This window comes from Bradyrhizobium sp. IC4060 (assembly GCF_020193715.1).
Classification (GTDB): domain Bacteria; phylum Pseudomonadota; class Alphaproteobacteria; order Rhizobiales; family Xanthobacteraceae; genus Bradyrhizobium; species Bradyrhizobium yuanmingense.
On the sequence record NZ_JADYVJ010000003.1, the window covers coordinates 830412 to 849696 of the forward strand.

The 19285-nt window shown below is 64.8% G+C and carries 20 protein-coding genes; 9 read left to right on the forward strand and 11 right to left on the reverse strand.

Annotation, left to right across the window (positions count from 1 at the left end):
- Positions 1–83 precede the first annotated feature (83 nt).
- The 5 genes from I6F16_RS15740 (at position 84) to I6F16_RS15760 (ending at position 5486) form a co-directional block, all read left to right on the forward strand.
- Complete coding sequence (locus I6F16_RS15740; protein WP_225111524.1) at positions 84–926, forward strand: fumarylacetoacetate hydrolase family protein; 843 nt, start codon at positions 84–86, stop codon at positions 924–926.
- A 133-nt stretch (positions 927–1059) separates the two neighbouring features.
- The gene (locus I6F16_RS15745; protein ID WP_225111523.1) at positions 1060–1671 is read left to right on the forward strand and encodes a glutathione S-transferase family protein; all 612 of its coding nucleotides are present in this window, start codon (positions 1060–1062) and stop codon (positions 1669–1671) included.
- Between the two features lie 15 nt (positions 1672–1686).
- A complete protein-coding gene (locus I6F16_RS15750) occupies positions 1687–2553 on the forward strand; it encodes an MBL fold metallo-hydrolase (protein ID WP_225111522.1) in 867 nt (288 codons plus the stop codon).
- A gap of 167 nt (positions 2554–2720) precedes the next feature.
- The gene (locus I6F16_RS15755; RefSeq protein WP_276573557.1) at positions 2721–3869 is read left to right on the forward strand and encodes an alpha/beta hydrolase; all 1149 of its coding nucleotides are present in this window, start codon (positions 2721–2723) and stop codon (positions 3867–3869) included.
- A 144-nt stretch (positions 3870–4013) separates the two neighbouring features.
- Positions 4014–5486: an amidase gene (locus tag I6F16_RS15760; protein WP_225111521.1), complete on the forward strand. Its 1473-nt coding sequence runs from the start codon at positions 4014–4016 to the stop codon at positions 5484–5486.
- A gap of 144 nt (positions 5487–5630) precedes the next feature.
- On the opposite strand, the gene I6F16_RS15765 is transcribed toward I6F16_RS15760, so the two are convergent.
- From I6F16_RS15765 to I6F16_RS15775, 3 genes are read right to left on the reverse strand one after another with little or no spacing between them, the layout of a single operon-like run.
- Complete coding sequence (locus I6F16_RS15765; protein ID WP_035997137.1) at positions 5631–6719, reverse strand: Zn-dependent alcohol dehydrogenase; 1089 nt, start codon at positions 6717–6719, stop codon at positions 5631–5633.
- A gap of 44 nt (positions 6720–6763) precedes the next feature.
- The gene (locus I6F16_RS15770; protein ID WP_225173850.1) at positions 6764–8548 is read right to left on the reverse strand and encodes an acyl-CoA dehydrogenase family protein; all 1785 of its coding nucleotides are present in this window, start codon (positions 8546–8548) and stop codon (positions 6764–6766) included.
- Positions 8532–8735, reverse strand: coding sequence for a hypothetical protein (locus I6F16_RS15775; RefSeq protein ID WP_035997131.1), 204 nt, complete (start codon positions 8733–8735; stop codon positions 8532–8534). The genes I6F16_RS15770 and I6F16_RS15775 overlap by 17 nt, the downstream gene beginning before the upstream one ends.
- Before the next feature lie 34 nt (positions 8736–8769).
- Between I6F16_RS15775 and I6F16_RS15780 the strand changes: the two genes are divergently transcribed.
- Both I6F16_RS15780 and I6F16_RS15785 read left to right on the forward strand, forming a co-directional pair.
- Positions 8770–9471, forward strand: coding sequence for an SDR family NAD(P)-dependent oxidoreductase (locus I6F16_RS15780; protein WP_057028331.1), 702 nt, complete (start codon positions 8770–8772; stop codon positions 9469–9471).
- 122 nt (positions 9472–9593) lie between these two features.
- Positions 9594–10424: an enoyl-CoA hydratase gene (locus I6F16_RS15785; RefSeq protein WP_225173851.1), complete on the forward strand. Its 831-nt coding sequence runs from the start codon at positions 9594–9596 to the stop codon at positions 10422–10424.
- 182 nt (positions 10425–10606) lie between these two features.
- Here I6F16_RS15785 and I6F16_RS15790 read toward each other — a convergent pair whose 3' ends face one another.
- Together I6F16_RS15790 and I6F16_RS15795 are read right to left on the reverse strand one after the other, a co-directional pair.
- Positions 10607–11230 (reverse strand): GNAT family N-acetyltransferase, encoded by a 624-nt coding sequence (locus I6F16_RS15790; RefSeq protein ID WP_225173852.1) that lies wholly within the window; start codon positions 11228–11230, stop codon positions 10607–10609.
- Between the two features lie 68 nt (positions 11231–11298).
- On the reverse strand, positions 11299–11502 hold the full coding sequence (locus tag I6F16_RS15795) for a DUF1127 domain-containing protein (RefSeq protein ID WP_128266734.1): 204 nt from the start codon (positions 11500–11502) through the stop codon (positions 11299–11301).
- Between the two features lie 110 nt (positions 11503–11612).
- Here I6F16_RS15795 and I6F16_RS15800 point away from each other — a divergent pair, with 110 nt between their 5' ends.
- Positions 11613–12512, forward strand: a complete 900-nt coding sequence (locus I6F16_RS15800) for a transcriptional regulator GcvA (protein ID WP_036040512.1) — start codon at positions 11613–11615, stop codon at positions 12510–12512.
- 134 nt (positions 12513–12646) lie between these two features.
- Here the strand turns inward: I6F16_RS15800 and I6F16_RS15805 are convergent, their stop codons facing one another.
- The 3 genes from I6F16_RS15805 to I6F16_RS15815 are packed head-to-tail and all read right to left on the reverse strand — an operon-like array spanning position 12647 to position 15308.
- On the reverse strand, positions 12647–13060 hold the full coding sequence (locus tag I6F16_RS15805; protein ID WP_036040510.1) for a Rieske (2Fe-2S) protein: 414 nt from the start codon (positions 13058–13060) through the stop codon (positions 12647–12649).
- Positions 13061–13111: 51 nt separating this feature from the next.
- On the reverse strand, positions 13112–14224 hold the full coding sequence (locus I6F16_RS15810) for an amidohydrolase family protein (protein ID WP_035997110.1): 1113 nt from the start codon (positions 14222–14224) through the stop codon (positions 13112–13114).
- A gap of 25 nt (positions 14225–14249) precedes the next feature.
- Positions 14250–15308 (reverse strand): amidohydrolase family protein, encoded by a 1059-nt coding sequence (locus I6F16_RS15815; RefSeq protein ID WP_225173853.1) that lies wholly within the window; start codon positions 15306–15308, stop codon positions 14250–14252.
- A gap of 145 nt (positions 15309–15453) precedes the next feature.
- Here I6F16_RS15815 and I6F16_RS15820 point away from each other — a divergent pair, with 145 nt between their 5' ends.
- Positions 15454–15936 (forward strand): CinA family protein, encoded by a 483-nt coding sequence (locus tag I6F16_RS15820; protein WP_225173854.1) that lies wholly within the window; start codon positions 15454–15456, stop codon positions 15934–15936.
- 16 nt (positions 15937–15952) lie between these two features.
- Here I6F16_RS15820 and I6F16_RS15825 read toward each other — a convergent pair whose 3' ends face one another.
- From I6F16_RS15825 to I6F16_RS15835, 3 genes are all read right to left on the reverse strand, one after another.
- Complete coding sequence (locus I6F16_RS15825) at positions 15953–16228, reverse strand: DUF1488 family protein (RefSeq protein ID WP_036040528.1); 276 nt, start codon at positions 16226–16228, stop codon at positions 15953–15955.
- A 79-nt stretch (positions 16229–16307) separates the two neighbouring features.
- Positions 16308–17777 (reverse strand): AMP nucleosidase, encoded by a 1470-nt coding sequence (locus tag I6F16_RS15830; protein WP_225173855.1) that lies wholly within the window; start codon positions 17775–17777, stop codon positions 16308–16310.
- 168 nt (positions 17778–17945) lie between these two features.
- On the reverse strand, positions 17946–19277 hold the full coding sequence (locus I6F16_RS15835; protein WP_225173856.1) for an HlyD family type I secretion periplasmic adaptor subunit: 1332 nt from the start codon (positions 19275–19277) through the stop codon (positions 17946–17948).
- Positions 19278–19285 lie beyond the last annotated feature (8 nt).

The window sequence follows — 19285 nt, forward strand, 5'->3', positions numbered from 1 at the left end:
GCCCGTTTTGGGCGGTTGAATTTCCCGCCGCCCTGTTCCATGAAGCAGTTAACCGATCGGTCCATTCCCAGGGAGAAACGAGAATGAAGCTTGTTCGTTATGGCGAGAAGGGTGCGGAAAAGCCCGGCCTGATCGACAGATCCGGCCAGTTGCGCGACCTGTCGGCGCATCTGAAGGACCTCACCGGCGAGGCCTATTCGCCTGAATCCCTGAAGAAGCTGGCCGCGCTCGATCCCGCCTCGCTGCCCGCCGTCTCCGGCAAGCCCCGGTTCGGCGCCCCCGTCACCAGTATCTCGAAATTCGTCGCGATCGGCCTCAACTATTCCGACCATGCCAAGGAGACCGGCGCCGAGATCCCGAGCGAGCCGATCATCTTCATGAAGGCCAATACCTCGCTGTCGGGCCCGAATGATCCCGTCGAGAAGCCGCGCGGCTCGACCAAGCTCGACTGGGAGGTCGAGATCGCCGCCATCATCGGCACCCGCGCCAAGTACGTCTCGGAAGCCGACGCGCTGAATCACGTCGCCGGCTATTGCGTCTGCAACGACGTCTCCGAGCGCGCCTTCCAGATCGAGCGCCTGGGCCAATGGACCAAGGGCAAGTCGCACGACACGTTCGGCCCGCTCGGGCCGTGGCTCGCCACCAAGGACGAGATCAAGGACGTGCAGAACCTGTCGATGTGGCTCGACGTCAACGGCCAGCGCCGACAGACCGGCTCGACCAAGACCATGATCTTCTCAATGGCGAAGTGCATCTCCTACGTCTCGCAGTTCATGACGCTCCTGCCCGGCGACGTCATCACCACGGGCACCCCGCCCGGCGTTGGCCTCGGCATGAAGCCGCCGACGTTCCTCAATGTCGGCGACGTCGTCACGCTCGGCATCGAGGGCCTCGGCGAGCAGCGCCAGGAGATCGTGGCGGCGTAAGCCTCCGCCCTCTCGCCGTCATTGCGAGCGAAGCGAAGCAATCCAGAATCCCTCCGCGGCAACACTCTGGATTGCTTCGTCGCTTCGCTCCTCGCAATGACGAAACAAAACGTTCATTTGTGGGATACTCTCCATGAAGCTCACCTTCTCCCCCGCCTCGCCCTTTGCCCGCAAGGTGCGCATCGCTGCGATCGAGCTCGGGCTGATCGACAAGATCGAGCTCGTGCCCGCGAGCGTCACGCCGGGCACCGCCAACGAGGATTATTCGAAGATCACGCCGCTGAAGAAGCTGCCGGTGCTGATCACCAATGACGGCGACGTGATCCTGGATTCCTATGTCATCGTCGAATATCTCAACGAGATCGCCGGCGGCAGCCTGATCCCGGATTACGGCCCGCGGCGCTGGAAAGCCAAGACCAATCACTCGCTGATCAACGGCATGCTCGATTCCATGCTGCTGTGCCGCTACGAGAAGATGGTGCGGCCGCAGGGCCTGCAATGGCAGGCTTGGTCGGACGACCACTGGAACAGGGCCTGGACCGGCATGGCGCGCTTCGAGAACATGCCTGACGTGCTGAACGGCCCGTTCGACATCCCGCAGATCGGCCTCGTTTGCGTGCTCGGCTATGCCGACTTCCGCTTCGCCGATTGCGGCTGGCGCAAGGCCTATCCGAAGCTCGACGCCTTCCACCAGAAGATGCTGGAGCGGCCCTCGGTGAAGATCTCGGTGCCGCCACCTGCATAGAGTTCAGGAGTTCTCATGAGCCTCAGATTCTCGGTCGGCGATCTCACCATCCATCGCGTCATCGAGCAGGAGACCTCGTTCGTCCCGGCGCTTGAGATGCTGCCGGGGCTGACGGCCGAGGTGCTGGCCGAGAACCGGGCGTGGATGCGCGAGGCGAAGGCGCTGGACGAAGAGGACGTGCTGCTGCTGTGCTTCCAATCCTACGTGGTGAAGACGCCGCACCACACCATCCTGGTCGACAGCTGCATCGGCAACGACAAGCCGCGGCCGCGGCCGAAATGGAACATGAAGACCGACGACACCTATTTGCGCGGCCTCGGCGCCGCGGGGTTTTCGGTCGACGACATCGACTTCGTGATGTGCACGCATCTGCATGTCGACCATGTCGGCTGGAATACGCGGTTGGAGAACGGCCGCTGGGTGCCGACCTTCCCCAAGGCGCGCTATTTGTTCGCCAAGCAGGAATTCGATCACTGGTCCGCGCAGAACGAGAAGACGGAGATCCCGCCCTTCGTCGACAGCGTGTTGCCGGTGGTCGAGGCCAACAGGCACGAGCTCGTCGGCAACGACCACGAGATCGGCGACCACGTCCGCATCCTGCCGACACCTGGCCATACGCCGGGCCATATCGCCATCACGATGGGCCGCGGCAAGGACGATGCGGTGTTCTCGGGCGATCTCATCCACTCACCGCTGCAGACGCTCTATCCGGAGCTGTCGATCAAGTTCGACGTCGATCCGGCCGAAGCCGCGAAAACGCGCCGCAGCTTCCTGGAACGCTATTGCGACACCGACACGCTGTGCTGCACCGCGCATTTCCCCTCGCCGTCGGTCGGGAAGATCAGGCGCAAGGGCAACGCGTTCGAATGTGTGGCGGTTTAGTCTGGCTGTCGTAGGGTGGGTTAGCTCTGCGGCTACGCGAAGCGCAGACGCCGAGCGTAACCCACCACTTCTGCCTCCATAAAGAGGTGGGTTACGCCGCGCGGCTTGCGCTTCGCGCAATCCCCGGGGCTAACCCACCCTACGATACTGCCCGTGTGGAGAATACCATGACCGCGCTCCCCGACATCCCCCTGCCCGCCGGCATCCGCTCGCGTCACGTCGAGGGCATCAACGGCTTGCGGATGCATGTGCTGGAGGCCGGATTCGAGACCAAAGGACGGCCTTGCATCCTGCTGCTGCACGGCTTTCCCGAGCTCGCCTTCTCCTGGCGCAAGGTGATGCCGGCGCTCAGCGCGGCCGGCTACCACGTGATCGCACCGGACCAGCGCGGCTACGGGCGCACTACGGGCTGGAGCGCGGACTACGACGGCCCTCTCGCGCCGTTCTCGCTGTTCAATCTCGTGCGCGATGCGCTCGCCCTGGTGTCGGCGTTCGGCTACAGGCAGGTCGACGTGGTCGGGCATGATTTCGGCAGCCCGGTCGCGGCCTGGTGCGCCTTGATCCGGCCCGACGTGTTTCGTTCGGTGACGATGATGAGCGCGCCGTTCGGCGGACCGCCGCCGCTGCCGTTCGGCACGGTCGACAATCCGGCGAAGCCCGCGGTGGAGGACCCCGTGCATCGCGAGCTCGCCGCGCTGCCGCGGCCACGCAAGCACTATCAATGGTATTATTCGACACGGGAAGCCAATGCCGACATGCAGCAGGCACCGCAGGGCGTGCATGATTTCCTGCGCGCCTATTATCATCACAAGAGCGCGGACTGGACCGACAACAAGCCCTATCCGCTGCAAGCATGGTCGGCGCAGGAGCTGGCGAAGCTGCCGACCTATTACGTGATGGACTTGCATGAGACCATGGCCGAGACGGTCGCGAAGGAGATGCCCTCGCCGGCCGCGATCGCCGCGAACCAATGGCTGCCGGATAGCGACCTTGCCTATTACAGCGCCGAATACAGCCGCACCGGATTTCAGGGCGGGCTGCAATGGTACCGCTACGGCACGTCGGGCATGCTCAACAACGAGATGCAATTGTTTGCCGGCCGCAGCATCGACGTGCCCTCCTGCTTCATTTCGGGCAAGCAGGATTGGGGCACCTATCAACGGCCCGGCGTATTCGAGACGATGCAGCGCAGCGCGTGCACGAAGATGCTCGGTTGCCATCTCGTCGACGGCGCCGGCCATTGGGTCCAGCAGGAGCAGCCGGCCGCGGTGAGCAGGTTGTTGCTCGACTTCCTCGCCAAGGCGGGCGCGGCCTGATCTGGACGGGGGAACCACGGCTGGGGGCAGCGTAGCTCGTATCACATTCGCTGTTTACGGCTAGCAGCACATCAATCTCCATCAAACAGCCATTGCGAGATTCGGCCAGACTGCGCATCATCATCCAAGAGCGGGAGAAGCGCCGTGGCCGGATCGGAATGGAGTTTCAAGAGTGCGGTCGAACTGTCGGCCGCGTTGCGTGCGAAGAAGGTCTCGGCGGTCGAGCTCACGCAGGATGCGATTGCGCGGATCGAACGGCACGACGGCAGGATCAACGCGGTGTGCGTGCGCGATTTCGATCGCGCGCTCGTTGCGGCGCGCGAGGCGGATGCGGCGCTGGCGCGCGGCGAGCACAAGCCGCTGCTCGGCCTGCCCACGACGATCAAGGAATCCTTCAACATCGCAGGCCTGCCGACGACCTGGGGATTCGTGCCGCAGAAGGGCTTCAAGCCCGTGGAAGACGCGCTGGCGGTGACCCGCATCAAGCAGGCCGGCGGCGTGATCCTCGGCAAGACCAACGTGCCGGTCGGCCTCGGCGACTGGCAGAGCTACAACGACATCTACGGCACCACCAACAACCCCTACGATCTCGGCCGCACGCCGGGCGGTTCGTCCGGGGGATCGGCGGCAGCCCTCGCCGCAGGCTATTGCGCGCTCGCCACCGGCTCGGACATCGGTGGCTCCCTGCGTGTGCCGGCATTTCATTGCGGCGTGTTCGCGCACAAGCCGACCCTCAATCTCTGCGCGGCGCGCGGCGAGACCCCGCCGCCGTTTCCAGCCATTCCGCGCGAGGGCGACCTCGCCGTCATCGGGCCGATGGCGCGCAAGGCGGCGGATCTGTCCTTGCTGCTCGACGTCATGGCGGGGCCCGATCCGCTCGATTCCGGTATCGCCTACAAGCTCGATTTGCCGGCCGCGCGGCATCAGTCGCTGCGGGATTTTCGTGTGTTGGTGATCGACAGCCATCCCCTGCTGCCGAGCGACCGGGATGTCGGGGGCGCGATCGACAAGCTCGCAGCCGATCTTGCGAAGGCCGGCGTCACCGTCGCACGCGAGAGCGCGCTGCTCCCGGACTTCGCGGAGACGTCGCGGCTTTACATGCGCATGCTGCTGGGCTTCCTCGGCGCGTTCCTGCCTCCCGACGAGCTGGCGGATGCGCATGCGCGGGCAAGTCAGCTCTCGCCGGAGGACACGAGCCTCGGCGCGGAGCGGCTGCGCGGCATCACCGCGAGCCACCGCGCCTGGGTGCTCGACGCAGGAACCCGCGCCGTCCTGCGCGCGCAATGGCGCGCGTTGTTCAAGAGCTTCGACGCGGTGATCTGCCCGATCATGCCGACGCCGGCCTTTCCGCACGATCATTCGCCGGAACAACGCCTGCGAACGATCAGCATCGACGGCAAGGATTACCCCTATTCCGACCAGCTCGCCTGGCCGGGCATCGCAACGCTTCCGGGCCTGCCGGCAACGGCCGTTCCGCTCGGCCTGTCGAAACACGGTCTGCCTGTCGGTGTGCAGATCGTCGGTCCCTTCCTCGAGGACAGGACGCCGCTCAAGCTCGCCGAGCTGATCGAGCGCGAGTTCGGCGGCTTCGTGCCGCCGAAGATGTTCGATGATTGATGCTTCGAAGTCCTGTAGCCCGGATGGAGCGAAGCGAAATCCGGGACAGCCGATCCGCGACAAAGATCCCGGATTGCGCTTCGCTCCATCCGGGCTACGAACTGTCATGCCCGGCTTGACCGGGCGATGACACCGTAACGGCCGCTAGCTATCGAACACGATCACGCTGCGTAGCGTCTTGCCCGCTTTCATGTTGGCAAAACCCTCGTTGATCTCGGAGAGCTTCAGCTTGGCCGAGATCCAGTCTTCCAGATGCAGCCGGCCGCGCAAATAGAAGTCGACCAGGCGCGGCATGTCGACCCGAAAGTGGTTCGAGCCCATCGAGGAGCCCTGGATCTTGCGCTCGCGCAGAAAGTCGAAGCCGTGCAGCTCGATCTTCTGCCCGAACGGGATCATGCCGACGATGGTGGCGGTGCCGCCGGAGGCGAGCATCGCAAAAGCCTGCTCGGCCGTCTCCTTGCGGCCGAGCACCTCGAAGGAATGATGCACGCCGCCATTGGTGAGGTCGCGGACCTGCTTCACGACATCGCCGTCGGCCGGGTTGATGATGTCGGTCGCGCCAAGCTTGGTCGCGAGCTGGAGTTTTGCGGGATTGGTATCGATGGCGATGATACGGCCGGCGCCGGCGATCTGCGCGCCGTTGATCGCGGCCATGCCGACGCCGCCGCAGCCGATCACCGCCACGGTCTCGCCGGCCGTCACCTTCGCCGTGTTCACCACCGCGCCATAGCCGGTGATGACGCCGCAACCGATCAGCGCGGCGAGATCGAGCGGCATGTCCTTGCGGATCTTCACAATGGCATTCTCGTGCACCAGCATCTGCTCGGCGAAGGAGGAGAGATTGAGGAACTGGTGCAGCTTCTCCGGCTTCGACCATTGCATCCGGTTGGAGACGCCCGGCAGCATCTTCACCGTCGCGTCGGTGCAGAGCACGGTGCGGCCGGTGGTGCAATTGTCGCAGGTGCCGCAGAAGACGGAGAGACATGTGACGACATGGTCGCCGGGCTTCACATAGGTGACATCGGAGCCGACCTGCTCGACCACGCCGGCGGATTCGTGCCCGAGCACCGCCGGCAGCGGATGCGGATAGAGCCCTTCCATGAAATGCAGGTCGGAGTGGCAGAGCCCGGCAACCGCGGTGCGGATCAGCACCTCGCGCGGTCCCGGCTTCGGCAGGCTGATGTCCTCGATGACGAGCGGCTGGTTGACTTCATAGAGGACGGCGGCCTTCATCGAACACTCCCTATCGCGCTTTTTGTTTGATCGCAGCGCGCAGCCTACGCCGCCAGAACCAGTTCGCCAACCTCGCTCATGCCGGCTGCGCGATCGCCGAGCAGCAGTTCGGCCATCTTCGCCTGCGCGGCATTTTCCGTCAGCCGGAACGGATCGTTCGGCGCCACGCGGTGGTCGATCACGAGGCGCGACAGCAGCAGCCGGCGTGCATCGCCGCGCATCTCGTGAATGCGGTGTGCTTCCCAGGCGAGCGCCACCGCGCTGGCGACGTGATAGAGCGCGCTGGTGGCGCGGCGCGCATCGGCTTCGTTCTCGGACTTGGCCGCAACTTCGCGTGCGAAGTCGACGGCGCGGTCGGTGAGGCCACGCAGATGATCGCGCCAAGCCTGCGGCACCGAGGCGCTGTCGCCGAGCCGGGCGTGCAGATCGGCTGCGAGCGCGGATTCCGCGCCGTGGCGGCCGACTGCCCGCCGCAGCGCATCGATCGCGACGATGTTACCGGTGCCTTCCCAGACCGAGCCGAGATGCGCATCGCGCAACAGGCGGGCGGTGGCGAATTCCTCGATATAGCCGATGCCGCCGCGCATCTCGAGCGCATCGCCGCAAACCTTGCGCGCATCGCGCGTGGCGCGGAACTTCAGCGTCGGCGTGAGAATGCGCAGCAGCGCCGCGGCATCCTGGCTGCCGGCCTCGGCACGGTCGAGGGCATCAGCAGTGAGGAAGCTCATCGACAGGCCCTGCTCCACCGGCAGCATGATCTTCAGCATTTGTCGCCGCCCCAGCGGCAGATCGATAATGCGCTGGCCGAACACCACGCGGTTGGTCGCCACCGTCATCGCGTCATGATAAGCGCGGCGCATCAGCGCGGTGGACTTGACGCCGTTGGAGAGCCGCGAGGAGTTCACCATCTCGGCCATCTGCACGAAGCCGCGGTCGAGCTTGCCGACGGCATAGGCGATCGCGCCTTCAAGCTTGATCTCGCCCGAGGCCATCGAGCGGGTGCCGAGCTTGTCCTTGAGGCGCACGATCCGGTAGTGGTTCTGCGAACCGTCGTCGAGGAAGCGCGGCATCAAAAACAGGCCGACGCCGCGCGTACCGGGGCCGGCGCCTTCAGGGCGCGCCAACAGCATCACGACCTTGGCGTCGGCATTCGAGCAGAACCATTTCTCGCCATAGAGGCGCCAATGGTCGCCTTCCTGCACGGCTCGCGTGGTCAGCGTGCCGACATCGGAGCCGCCTTCCTTCTCGGTCATGAACTGGCCGCCCTGGGTCAGCTTGCTCATGTCGGTCGAGGTCAGGCCATCCAGATATTTCGCCTTGAGCGCCTCGCTGCCGAAATTCGCCAAGAGCTTGGCGCAGCCATCGGTGACGTTGATCGGGCAGCCCATGCCGAATTCGGTCTGGTTGAACAGGAAGGTGAAGGCGTGCTTGGCCACAACAGGGTATTTGTCCGACCAGCCCATGATGCCTTTGCGGATTGAAAGCGCGTGGATGCCGAACTCGCCGAACGCGGCGTTCTCCAGCTCGCGATAGGCCGGATGATATTCGATCCATTGCACGTCGCGGCCGAACTTGTCGCGCTGGTGCAGGATGGGCGTGTGCCGGTCGGCGAGCCGCGCGCATTCGTCGAGATGGCCGCCGGCGAGCTCACCGAGCCGGTCGAGATGCGGCTCGATGTGTCGGAACAGATTCTCCGGCAGATGGATGCGGAGCAGGTCCGTGAGCGCGGGATCGGCGCGGTAGAAATTCATGCCCGACGTATCGGGCGCCAGCAGGCCGGAGGGTGCGGCCGCGATATCTTTTGGCTGCGCTTTAACCGGTCCGGGCATGATCGTCCTCTTCGTTTCCGTCCGACGGCAATTCTTTGCGCTTGCCGCTTTGGATGATGTCGATCATGCTCCAGTCGCGGACAGCGATAAAGCCGCAAAATGTCAGGGCGGCATGATCGCCGCGAGGGAGCAACTCGCCCTGCGGAATTGTGATCGCGCCGGCTGGTTGTCTGCGCGGACCATGCATAGATCAGCGGCTCCTACCTCCGAGAGATCACGCCATGGAACACCCGAAGTACAAGATCGCCCTCATCGTCGGTGCCGGCGAAGGCCTCAGCGCATCGCTGGCGCGCCTGCTAGCGGCGCAGGGCATCCGCATCGCGCTCGCCGCACGCAAGATCGAGAAGCTTGGCGCGCTCTGCACCGAGACCGGGGCCAAGGCCTATGCCTGCAACGCCACCGAGCCCGACGAGGTGGAGCGGCTGTTCGGCCTCGTCGAGCGCGAGATCGGCACGCCCGACCTCGTCGTCTACAACGCCTCCGGCCGCACGCGCGGGCCGTTCGTCGATCTCGTGCCGGCCGACGTCGCGCAGGCGATTGCGGTCAGCGCCTATGGCGGCTTCCTGGTGGCGCAGCAGGCCGCCAAGCGCATGCTGCCGAACCAGCACGGCGCAATCCTGTTCACCGGCGCCTCCGCCAGCGTCAAGGGCTATGCGCAGTCCGCTCCCTTCGCGATGGGCAAGTTCGCGCTGCGGGGCCTTGCCCAGAGCATGGCGCGCGAACTCTCGCCGCAGGGCATCCATGTCGCGCATTTCGTCATCGACGGCGGCATCAGGAGCGCGACGCGGCCCGACCCGGCGGACAAGCCGGACTCGATGCTCGATCCCGACGCGATCGCACAGAGCTATTGGAACGTGCTGCAGCAGCCGCGCAGCGCCTGGAGCTGGGAGCTGGAGCTGCGGCCCTGGGTGGAGAGGTTTTGAGGGCAAGCTGGCAACAATACCCGTCATTGCGAGGAGCGAAGCGACGAAGCAATCCAGACTGTCTCTACGGAAAGATTCTGGATTGCTTCGCTTCGCTCGCAATGACGAACGAGGGAGGCGACATGACCACCGATACCACCATCGACACCGGCACCAATCAGCTCCTCTGCACGATCCGCGACCGCGTCGCTGTGATCACGCTGAACCGGCCGGAGGCGCGCAATTCGCTGTCGGACGCGCTGACGCCGGCGCTGCGCACGATGATCCGGAGCTGCGGCGAGAATCCCGATGTCGGCGCACTGCTGCTGACCGGCGCGGGCGAAGCCTTCTGCGCCGGCGGCAACGTCAAGGGCATGGGTGCGCATCGCGACAAGGCCAAGCTCGACATGTCCTTTGACGACAAGGTCGCCGACCTGCAGGAGCGGCAGCGGCTGCTCACCGGCGCGCTGGTGTCTGTGCGCAAGCCGACGATCGCTGCGCTGCCCGGCCCCGCGGTCGGCGCCGGGCTCGCCATCGCCATGGCCTGCGACATCCGCATCGCCGCGCAATCGGCCTTCGTTGCCACCGGCTATGCCCGCATCGCGCTGTCCGGCGACTACGGCATTGCCTGGCTGCTCACCCGCCTCGTCGGCACCGCGCGGGCGCGCGAATTGATGTTCACCGGCGACCGCGTCGATGCCGCGCGCGCCGAGGCGATCGGCCTCGTCAACCGCGTCGTGCCCGACGACAAACTGCAGACCGAGGCCTTCGCACTGGCCAAATCGCTCGCCGAAGGCCCGCGCCTCGCGCTGCGCTACATGAAGGACAATCTCGACGAGGCCCTGCTGTTCGACTTCGAAACCGCGCGCGACCACGAGGCCGAAAGGCTGGTCCGCCTCACCACGACCGCCGACCACAAGGAGGCCGTGCAGGCCTTCATCGACAAGCGCAAGGCGGTGTTCACGGGGAAGTAGCTCCGACACAAGCGCCGTCATTCCGGGGCGATGCGCAGCATCGAACCCGGAATCCATTGGGCCGCAAAACGCGCGGTGAAATGGATTCCGGGTTCGCGCTACGCGCGCCCCGGAATGACGAGGGGAGATAGAGCGCGAAAAAACGCCCGGCTCTGGCTTGGCCAGGCCGGGCTGCAGTCATGTCAGGCCGAGGCTGAGGGGCTGTCGGCCTGACGGGAAAGGGCGGCGAGGCGCCAGCTCGCGCAGGGAATGTCTTTCGGTTCGACGCTGATCTCCTTGTCGAAGCGCACCAGCTTCCAATCGTCCGGATGGTTGACGAACGTGAAGCCGGCTTTGCGCGCGAGCGAGACCATGGTCTCGTTGGCGCGCAGCGTGTCGCCGTAGATGTGCTCGGCGCCGAGCGCGGCGGCGCGGCATTCGAGATTCTTCATCAGCGCGGTGGCGATGCCGTGGCCCTGCCAGCGGTCATCGACCGAGAGGCCGAACTCGAGGGTCGCGGTCTCGGCATGGAAGGCATAGCGCGCTTCGGCGACGATGGTCTCGAAGCCGTCGACCATCATGGTCGCCACGATGGTGAAGCGATCGCGCTCGCCGACCTCGAGGAAATCGTGCAGCAGGCCCTTCGGCAATTCGCTGATCGCACCGAAGAAGCGGTTGTAGCGGGAGCGGGTCGAGAGCGCGCGGAAATAGTGCTGCAGCTCGTCGGTGTCGCGCGGCTCGACGAAGCGGACATTGAGCCGCTCATCGTGCCGGGTGCGCAGCACGTCCGAATATTGCTTGAGGTCTTCGAGGCGAAGGGTGCTCATGACACATGCCCTGCGGAAAGGGGACCGCCGGCGCCCCTGTGCTCAGGCGGCGCCGGCCTGGCGGCCTATCAGGCCCGCCAGAAGGGTTTCTCGGCCTCGTAGGCAATGTCGGACCAGGACAGCCCGACGTCCTGGAGATCGCGGGCAGTCCAGTGGGTCAGCTCGCGCCGGGTCCGGTAGCGCTCGTGCCAGACGTGAAGGACCTCGCCGATCTGGTAGAGGACGCCCTGTGCATGATGATTTGTCATCGAATTGTCGGTCAATGTAGACATTTTCAGCTCCTGGAGCTAGGTTGACCGCTAATATCTGCCTTCTGCTGCGCCGCGACAAACGACAATTTGTACCTTTTCGCATGAAATAACGTCATGCATCCTGCTGCCAAATGACTGCCAGATTGCCCTCCCTGAACGGATTGCGGGCGTTCGAGGCCGCCGCGCGCCATCTCAGCTTCACGCTCGCAGCCAGCGAGCTGAACGTGACCCAGACCGCGATCAGCCATCAGATCCGCAGGCTGGAGGAGGAGCTCGGCATCCGCCTGTTCATCCGGCAGAACCGCGCGCTGGCGCTGACGCCGGAGGCGCGCGACTATTTGCCGGGCGTCCGCGCCGCCTTCAACGATTTGCGCCTCGCCACGGACCGTCTCCTGCGCAAGGACGACGACAAGGTGCTGACAGTGTCGACGCTGGCCTCGCTCGCCGCCAAATGGCTGCTGCCGCGGCTGACCGATTTCCAGGAGCAGCACCCCGGCATCGATGTGCGCATCACCACCTCGACCAGCCTCGTCGACTTCCAGCGCGACAATGTCGATGCCGCGATCCGCTATGGTCGCGGCCAATGGCCCGGCCTGCGCGCCGACTGGCTGATGGCGGACGAGCTGTTTCCGGTGTGCAGCCCGTCGCTGCTGCGCGGCGACAAGCCGCTGCGCCGCCCCGAGGATCTGCGCAACCATCCGCTGCTGCACACGTCGAGCACCAACAGCGACGACTGGCGGCTGTGGCTGACCGCGGCGGGCCTGCCGGCCGATATCGCAAGGCACCCCGGCATCACCTTCGACATGATCTTCATGACCATCCAGGCCGCCATCGACGGCATCGGCGTCGCCATGGGACGGACCTCCTACGTGCAGGACGACATCGCCAAAGGCCGGCTCGTGGTCCCCTTCAAGATCGCGCTGCCGGCGGACGCCGGCTTCTACCTGGTCGCGCCGGACGGCCGTCGGGAGGCGCCGAAGCTGGCTGCGTTCCGGCAATGGGTGCTCGCGGCGGCGCAGAATAAGGCGTGAAAATGCAGCGGCTTCCCTCGGTTGTCATTCCGGGGCGCGCGTAGCGCGAGCCCGGAATCCATTTCTCACAGGATCTGTTGCCCGATGGATTCCGGGTTCGGTCCTGCGGACCGCCCCGGAATGACAGCGGAGACCTACAGCTCGACCACCACGTAGTCGCTCTCGACTTTCACCGGGATGGTCTCGGCGACATAGGGCCCCTTCACCACGCTGGCGCCCGGCTCGACATGGGCGGGATAGGCCTTCACGCGGAAACGGCGGGGGTCGCAATAGGATTGGCCGGTGCGGATATCGAACTCCCAGCCGTGCCAGGGGCAGCGGATGATTTCACCTAACTTGGTGTATTCGATCTCGCCGGGATTGCTCGACTGTGCGAGACCGATCAGCGGACCCTCGCACAGCGCCGCACCCTGATGCGGGCAGCGGTTCATCAGGCCGAAATATTCGCCCTTGATGTTGAAGACTGCGATCGGCCGCCCGTCGATCTCCAGGAATTTTCGCGTGCCGGGCGGAAGCTCGTCGACCGCGGCAATCACATGCCGCGCCATGCTATGTTTTCCGCATGATCTGACCGAAAAACCGCTTCACACTTTTTCGGATCATGCGGTTATCCCGTACAGCTTCTTTGCGTTGCCGAGATAGAACGCCTCGCGATTGTCCTCGCTGACTCCCGCCGGCAGCACGCGCGACGGCTCGTCATAGTCCCAATGCGGATAATCGGTGGCGAACAAGAGACGATCCCAGCCGATCCATTTGATGACATCGAACAGATCCTCGCGCCTTTCAGGATCTTCCATCGGCTGCGTCGTCCACCACACCTGCTCGCGGATATATTCCGACGGCGGCCGTTTTACATGCGGCACCTCGCTCCTGAGCCGCTGCCAGGCCTTGTCCAGCCGCCACGCCAGTGACGGCGCCCAGCCGAAGCCGGCCTCGATCATCACCATCTTCAATTTCGGGAAGCGCTCGAACACGCCCTCCAAAACCAGGCTCGCAAGCGCCGATTGCTGGCACTGCGAATGCCCGACCATCTCCTCGATGTAATAGGATGGCCAGCCTGAGGGTGTGATCGGATTGCCGCCGAAGCCGAAGGCGTGGACGCCGACGGGAAGGCCAGCCTCTTCCGCCGCCTGATAGATCGGCCAATATCGGCGCTGGCCGAGCGGCTCGACATTGCGGCTGAGCAGCAGCACCTGGACGAAGTTCTTGTCGCCGGCGCGCTCGCGGATCTCGGCGGCGGCCGAAAGCCCGTCCTCATTGCCGACCACGATCGAGGCCTTCAACCGCTTGTCCTTGCTTGTCCATTTGTCGATCTGCCAATCGTTGATGGCCGAGCACAGAGCGGCCGAGAGTTCGTGATTGCGGATGCCCTGCCCGGTGTTGAGCGGGTTGAGCACGCCCAGCTGCACGTTGTTGGGATCGAGCAATTGCTTCTGCATGAAGGCGAGTGAAGAGCCCTGCGGGCCGCCTTCCGGCGGATAGGCATCGCGGCGCGAGGCGTTGGGCTGGGCCTTTGGATAGGGCGGGCCTTCCATCATGCCCTGATAGGCATGGACGCCGTAGACTTCGAGGTGATGCTGCCAGCGTTTGGCGAGGTAGGGGTAGAGCTCGGTGTGGGTCGTACGCGCCGGATGGATGTCGCAGTCCGCGATTGCGGTTTTGACGTTCAGTGGGGAAGCGGCTTCTTGGTTCTCGCGGAACTGGATATTCATCGCCTTGCCTCCTTTGGCAGCGGGCTCATTTCAGGCGGGGATAGGTTGCATGCGGATTGTCGATCATGATCTTGCGCACGAGATCGGGGGACAGACCTTCGGGCAGCGCGTCCTGGCCGTCGAACTGCCAGTGCGGATAGTCCGTGGAGAATAGGACCAATTCGTCGGACTGCATATGATCAAACAGGCGAATTAATGTCTGAGGTTCCGGCGGCGCATCAAATGGCTGTAACGAGAAACGGATGTTGCTGCGCACAATCTCCAGCGGCGCGCGATCGACCCACGGCGTCTCCATCCGTACCCCGCGCCAGAACTTGTGCAGGCGCCACAGATAGGGCGCGATCCAGGACACGCCGGACTCCAGCATCACCATTTTCAGCCGCGGATATTTGGCGAATACGCCCTCCACGATCAGGCTGGTGAGCTGGGTCTGGAACGCCTGGGCCTGCCCGACATAATCCTCGATGTGATAGGACCCCCAACCCACGGCGGTCGGCGGATTGTGATAGGCGGACCCGGCGTGGATGCCGACCGGGAGTTCCAGACGTTCCGCGGCCTCGTAGATCGGCCACAGCGCGCGCTTGCCGAGCGGCGTATCGCCCATCACCAGCATCAGCACCTGCACGAAGCGCTTGTCCGGTGCACAGCGCTCGATCTCGGCAACCGCTTTCTCGACGCTTTGCGTGGGGATCACGATCGAGCCGCGCAGCCGCGGGTCGCGATCGAGCCATTCCTTCGCCAGCCAATCGTTCAGCGCGCGGCAGAAGGCCGCCTGCATGTCTTCCGAAAACACCATCTGAACGCCGTAGAGCGGATTGCAGATCGCATGCTTGAGCTGGAAGGGATCGAGCACGTGACGCTGCATGGCCTCCAGACTCTCGCCGGGCTTGCCGGTCTCGGGGCGCCAGTCCGGCCGCGCGGTGATCGGCGAGTTCTGCGGATAGGATTGCGAGACAAGGTCGACCATGCCGCGCGTCGTGACCTGATCGCGCCAATAATCGTTCAGGTACGGCAGCAGGCTGGTCAGATGCGGCACGGCCGGATGCACGTCGCAGTCGATGCCGCCGGCGATCAGGGACGCCATCACGTCTCCCTTCTCACGTTTCCTCGCATGTCTCTTCTTGTCCCCGCCATTCAAGCAGGCCTGCCCGCCGCCCGCAACTCGGCCAAGCGTCCTGTCATATGCTAGGAAGGCTGAGCTCGGTTGCGAAGGAATGAGGGGTTACGACATGAAAGAGCTCGTCGGCATTGCGGAACAGGTCGCCGCCAAACTGATCGCGCGCAAACAGACCATTGCGGTTGCCGAATCCTCCGCCGGCGGCCTGATCGCGGCCAGCCTGCTCGCGGTGCCCGGCGCATCCGCCTATTTCCTCGGCGGCGCGGTGGTCTATACGCGCGATGCCAGGCGCGTGCTGATGGATATTTCGGACGAAGGAATGAAGGGCTTTCGGTCCTCGTCAGAGCCCTACGCGCAATTGCTGGCCGAGCAGATGCGAACGCGCTTCGACAGCGACTGGGGCCTGTCCGAGACCGGCGCCGCCGGCCCCACCGGCAACCGCTACGGCGATTCGGCGGGCCATAGCTGCATGGCGGTTGCAGGGCCCGCGTCAGGGGTGATGACGCTGGAGACGGGGAGCAATGACCGGTTCGGCAACATGCAGATGTTCGCAGCGGCGGCGCTGCGGTTGCTGCTGAGGAAGCTGGAGGGGTGAGAAAGAGGAGCGACAGCTACCGTCCTAAATGCCGCATGAAAATCCGCACCACATAGCCCGGGAATCGCGGTGCCTCGTCGTAGAGATCCGACGCGATCCGCTCGATGGTCTCGCGCAGCGACAGGAATTGCGCCTGACGTGCGCTGCTTTCGGTGCCCTGCATGCCCGCGAGCTCGTCCATCGCGGCGTCGCTGATCTGGCACTGCACGACCTCGCCGTCGTTCAACATGGTGAAGCGAAAGGCCAGCCGTTCCAGATCATGGCCAATGATCTTGTGGCGCATGAGCGGCATCAAGTCGTCCCGGTCGAGCCCCGCGTCGGACAATGCTGAAAATCGCTGCGCTTGTCAGCAGCAAAGTGCGGCTTCGGCCCTACTGGAACGCCACTTCGGCAAAGCTGCGGAGCTTGCGCGAATGCAGCCGTTCCGATTCCTGCTGCTTGAGCCGCTCCAGCGCCTTCAGGCCGATCTCGAGGTGCTGGCCGACGCGGCGGCGGTAGAATTCGCTGGCCATGCCCGCGAGCTTGATCTCGCCATGCAGCGGCTTGTCGGAGACACACAGCAGCGTGCCGTAGGGAACGCGGAAGCGGTAGCCATTGGCGGCGATGGCGGCCGATTCCATGTCGAGCGCGACCGCGCGCGATTGCGACAGCCGGCGGATCACCTCAGGCCCGGAAATTTCCCAATTGCGGTTGTCGACGCTCGCGACCGTGCCGGTGCGCATCAGGCGCTTGAGCTCGAAGCCTTCAAGCCCGGTGACGTCCTCGACCGCCTCCTCGAGCGCGACCTGCATCTCGGCCAGCGCCGGGATCGGCACCCACAGCGGCAGCTCGCGATCGAGCACGTGATCCTCGCGCACATAGCCGTGCGCGAGCACGTAATCGCCGAGCCGCTGCGTGTTGCGCAGGCCGGCGCAATGGCCGAGCATCAGCCAGGCATGCGGCCGCAGCACCGCGACGTGGTCGGTGACGTTGCGTGCATTGGACGGACCGGTGCCGATGTTGATCAACGTGATGCCGCGATAGCCAGGTGCGACCAGATGGAAGGCCGGCATCTGCGGTGCGCGAGCCGGCGCGGTGCCGCTGATCGCGCCGCCGCTGTTCGTGATCACGTTGCCGGGCGCGACGAAAGCTTCGAGCCCGGCTTCGCCGGACTGCAGCCGCTGCTGGCACGCTTGCGCGAAGGCATCGACATAGAACTGGTAGTTGGTGAAGATCACGAAGTTCTGGAAATATTCGGGATCGGTGCCGGTGTAGTGATAAAGCCGGCGCAACGAGTAATCGACGCGGGCGGCGCGGAACAGGGACAGCGGCTCCGGCGCGCCCGGCTGGAGCTCGAAAGTGCCGTCGGCGATCGAATCGTCCATGGTCGCGAGAACGGGCACGTCGAACGCATCGCGCAGCGAGCGTGTCACGGGCGAATTCTCGCTGGTGGTGATCGCGGCTTCGATATTGATGTCGCGCCGATAGGCGAAGTGGATCGGGATCGGCTCGGCGGACTCGCCGATCTCGACGGGCACGCCGTGGTTCTGGATCAAGAGGCCGATCTGCTCGGTGAAATAGCTGCGGAACAGATCCGGCCGCGTCACGCTGGTTTCATGCACGCCGGGTCCGGCGACGAAGCCGTAAGCAAGGCGCGAATCCAGCCGCGCATGCGTCGCGGTGGTGATACGAACGAAGGGATAGTAGGCGCGAACCCGCGTCGTGATCGCCTCGCCGCCGACATAGGCTTCGAACCGGTCGCGCAGGAATTTCGTGTTGCGCTCGTAGATTTCCTCGAGGCGGGCAACGGCGAGGGACGCGTCGGAGAAGGATGCGGTGGGGATGGAGGGTGGAGATTGCATGGTTCGACCGCCGGGTGATTGGGCCTGAGTCGAACTATAGCAAAGAAGGCGGTGTTGTAGGGTGGGTTAGCGCAGCGTAACCCACCACTTCCGCATCCTCGGTTAGAGAAGCGGTGGGTTACGGCTTCGCCTAACCCACCCTACGAGACCACGACGCGCTGTCGCGCGTCACTTCTCGCGGAAGGCGCGCATCAGCTGGTCGTGAAACGGCTTCATCAGATAGGACAGCATGGTGCGGTCGCCGGTCTGGACGAAGGCTTCCACCGGCATGCCGGGGATCATCTTGACGTCGCCGAGCCTGGCGATCTCTTCCGGCGGCATCGAGACGCGGATGGTGTAGTAGCCTTGGCCGGTGCGCTGGTCGGTGGTGACGTCGGGCGAGACGCGGCTGACGACACCGTTGAGCTCGGGCGTGGTGCGCTGGTTGAACGCGGACAGGCGCAGCAGCGTCTTCTGGCCGATCTGGAGCTTGTCGATGTCGACCGGATTGACCTTGGCCTCGACCTGGAGATCGTCGGTCTGCGGCACGATCAGCATCAAGGTATCGCCGGCGGTGACGACGCCGCCGATCGTGTGCACCGTCGATTGCAGCACCATGCCATCCTGCGGCGCGCGGATGTCGACGCGGCGGAGCTGGTCTTCGGCCGCGACCTTGCGCTCGATCAGCTCGCCGATCTTGTCGTTGGTTTCGCGCAGGTCCTTGGAGACCTCGCTGACCACGTCCTTGTCGATCTGGATGATCTGGAGCTCGGTCTCGGTGATCTTGCCCTTGGCCTGGGCGCGCGCGGCGATGTACTGCGCGCGCTCGCCGTTGAGGCGGGCCGAGTCGCGCTCGAGCTGGGTTAGGCGCGAGATCTGCACCAGACGCTTCTCGTAGAGCTCGCGCACGCCGGTGAGCTCGTTCAGCACCAGCGCGATCTCCTGGTCCTTGGCCTTTTCCTGGGCGCTGAGACCGGCAATCTCCTCGTTGAGCTGCGTGATGCGCTCGCGCAGCTGCGCCTTCTGTCCAGTGCGGCCGTTGACGCGGACCTCGAACAGCTTGGTCTCGGCCGCAAGCAGCGCCTTGACGTCGGGATCGCCCTCCCGCTCGATGAGGCTTTGCGGGAACTCGATTCGGTCGAGGCCACGCTGCTCGGCCTGCAATCGCGCCGCACGCACCTGCGCCGCATCGAGGTTCTTGGTGACGATGGCAAGATTGGCCTTGGTGACGGTGTCGTCGAGCCGCACCACGATGTCGCCGGACTTGACCAGGTCGCCGTCGCGGGCGCGCACCTCGCCGACCACGCCGCCGGTCGGATGCTGCACCTTCTTGACGTTGGATTCGACCACGATCTGGCCCGGCGCGATCAGCGCGCCCGAGATCAGGACGGTCGAGGCCCAGCCACCGAGGCCGACGACCAGGACCACCACGATCACAAGACCGAGCATCAGGTGGAACCTGATGGAGTCGCGGACGGTCTTCGCGGCCGCCTTGGTGCCGCCGATGGCCAACGTGCTCATGGCTTCGT

Excerpts from the sequence above, each read along its gene's own strand:
- I6F16_RS15740 (WP_225111524.1), top strand. The coding sequence starts at position 84 with ATGAAGCTTGTTCGTTATGGCGAGAAGGGTGCGGAAAAGCCCGGCCTG.
- I6F16_RS15745 (WP_225111523.1), top strand. The coding sequence starts at position 1,060 with ATGAAGCTCACCTTCTCCCCCGCCTCGCCCTTTGCCCGCAAGGTGCGC.
- I6F16_RS15750 (WP_225111522.1), top strand. The coding sequence starts at position 1,687 with ATGAGCCTCAGATTCTCGGTCGGCGATCTCACCATCCATCGCGTCATC.
- I6F16_RS15755 (WP_276573557.1), top strand. The coding sequence starts at position 2,721 with ATGACCGCGCTCCCCGACATCCCCCTGCCCGCCGGCATCCGCTCGCGT.
- I6F16_RS15765 (WP_035997137.1), bottom strand. The coding sequence starts at position 6,719 with ATGAAGGCCGCCGTCCTCTATGAAGTCAACCAGCCGCTCGTCATCGAG.
- I6F16_RS15770 (WP_225173850.1), bottom strand. The coding sequence starts at position 8,548 with ATGCCCGGACCGGTTAAAGCGCAGCCAAAAGATATCGCGGCCGCACCC.
- I6F16_RS15775 (WP_035997131.1), bottom strand. The coding sequence starts at position 8,735 with ATGCATGGTCCGCGCAGACAACCAGCCGGCGCGATCACAATTCCGCAG.
- I6F16_RS15780 (WP_057028331.1), top strand. The coding sequence starts at position 8,770 with ATGGAACACCCGAAGTACAAGATCGCCCTCATCGTCGGTGCCGGCGAA.
- I6F16_RS15785 (WP_225173851.1), top strand. The coding sequence starts at position 9,594 with ATGACCACCGATACCACCATCGACACCGGCACCAATCAGCTCCTCTGC.
- I6F16_RS15790 (WP_225173852.1), bottom strand. The coding sequence starts at position 11,230 with ATGAGCACCCTTCGCCTCGAAGACCTCAAGCAATATTCGGACGTGCTG.
- I6F16_RS15795 (WP_128266734.1), bottom strand. The coding sequence starts at position 11,502 with ATGTCTACATTGACCGACAATTCGATGACAAATCATCATGCACAGGGC.
- I6F16_RS15800 (WP_036040512.1), top strand. The coding sequence starts at position 11,613 with ATGACTGCCAGATTGCCCTCCCTGAACGGATTGCGGGCGTTCGAGGCC.
- I6F16_RS15805 (WP_036040510.1), bottom strand. The coding sequence starts at position 13,060 with ATGGCGCGGCATGTGATTGCCGCGGTCGACGAGCTTCCGCCCGGCACG.
- I6F16_RS15810 (WP_035997110.1), bottom strand. The coding sequence starts at position 14,224 with ATGAATATCCAGTTCCGCGAGAACCAAGAAGCCGCTTCCCCACTGAAC.
- I6F16_RS15815 (WP_225173853.1), bottom strand. The coding sequence starts at position 15,308 with ATGGCGTCCCTGATCGCCGGCGGCATCGACTGCGACGTGCATCCGGCC.
- I6F16_RS15820 (WP_225173854.1), top strand. The coding sequence starts at position 15,454 with ATGAAAGAGCTCGTCGGCATTGCGGAACAGGTCGCCGCCAAACTGATC.
- I6F16_RS15825 (WP_036040528.1), bottom strand. The coding sequence starts at position 16,228 with ATGCCGCTCATGCGCCACAAGATCATTGGCCATGATCTGGAACGGCTG.
- I6F16_RS15830 (WP_225173855.1), bottom strand. The coding sequence starts at position 17,777 with ATGCAATCTCCACCCTCCATCCCCACCGCATCCTTCTCCGACGCGTCC.
- I6F16_RS15835 (WP_225173856.1), bottom strand. The coding sequence starts at position 19,277 with ATGAGCACGTTGGCCATCGGCGGCACCAAGGCGGCCGCGAAGACCGTC.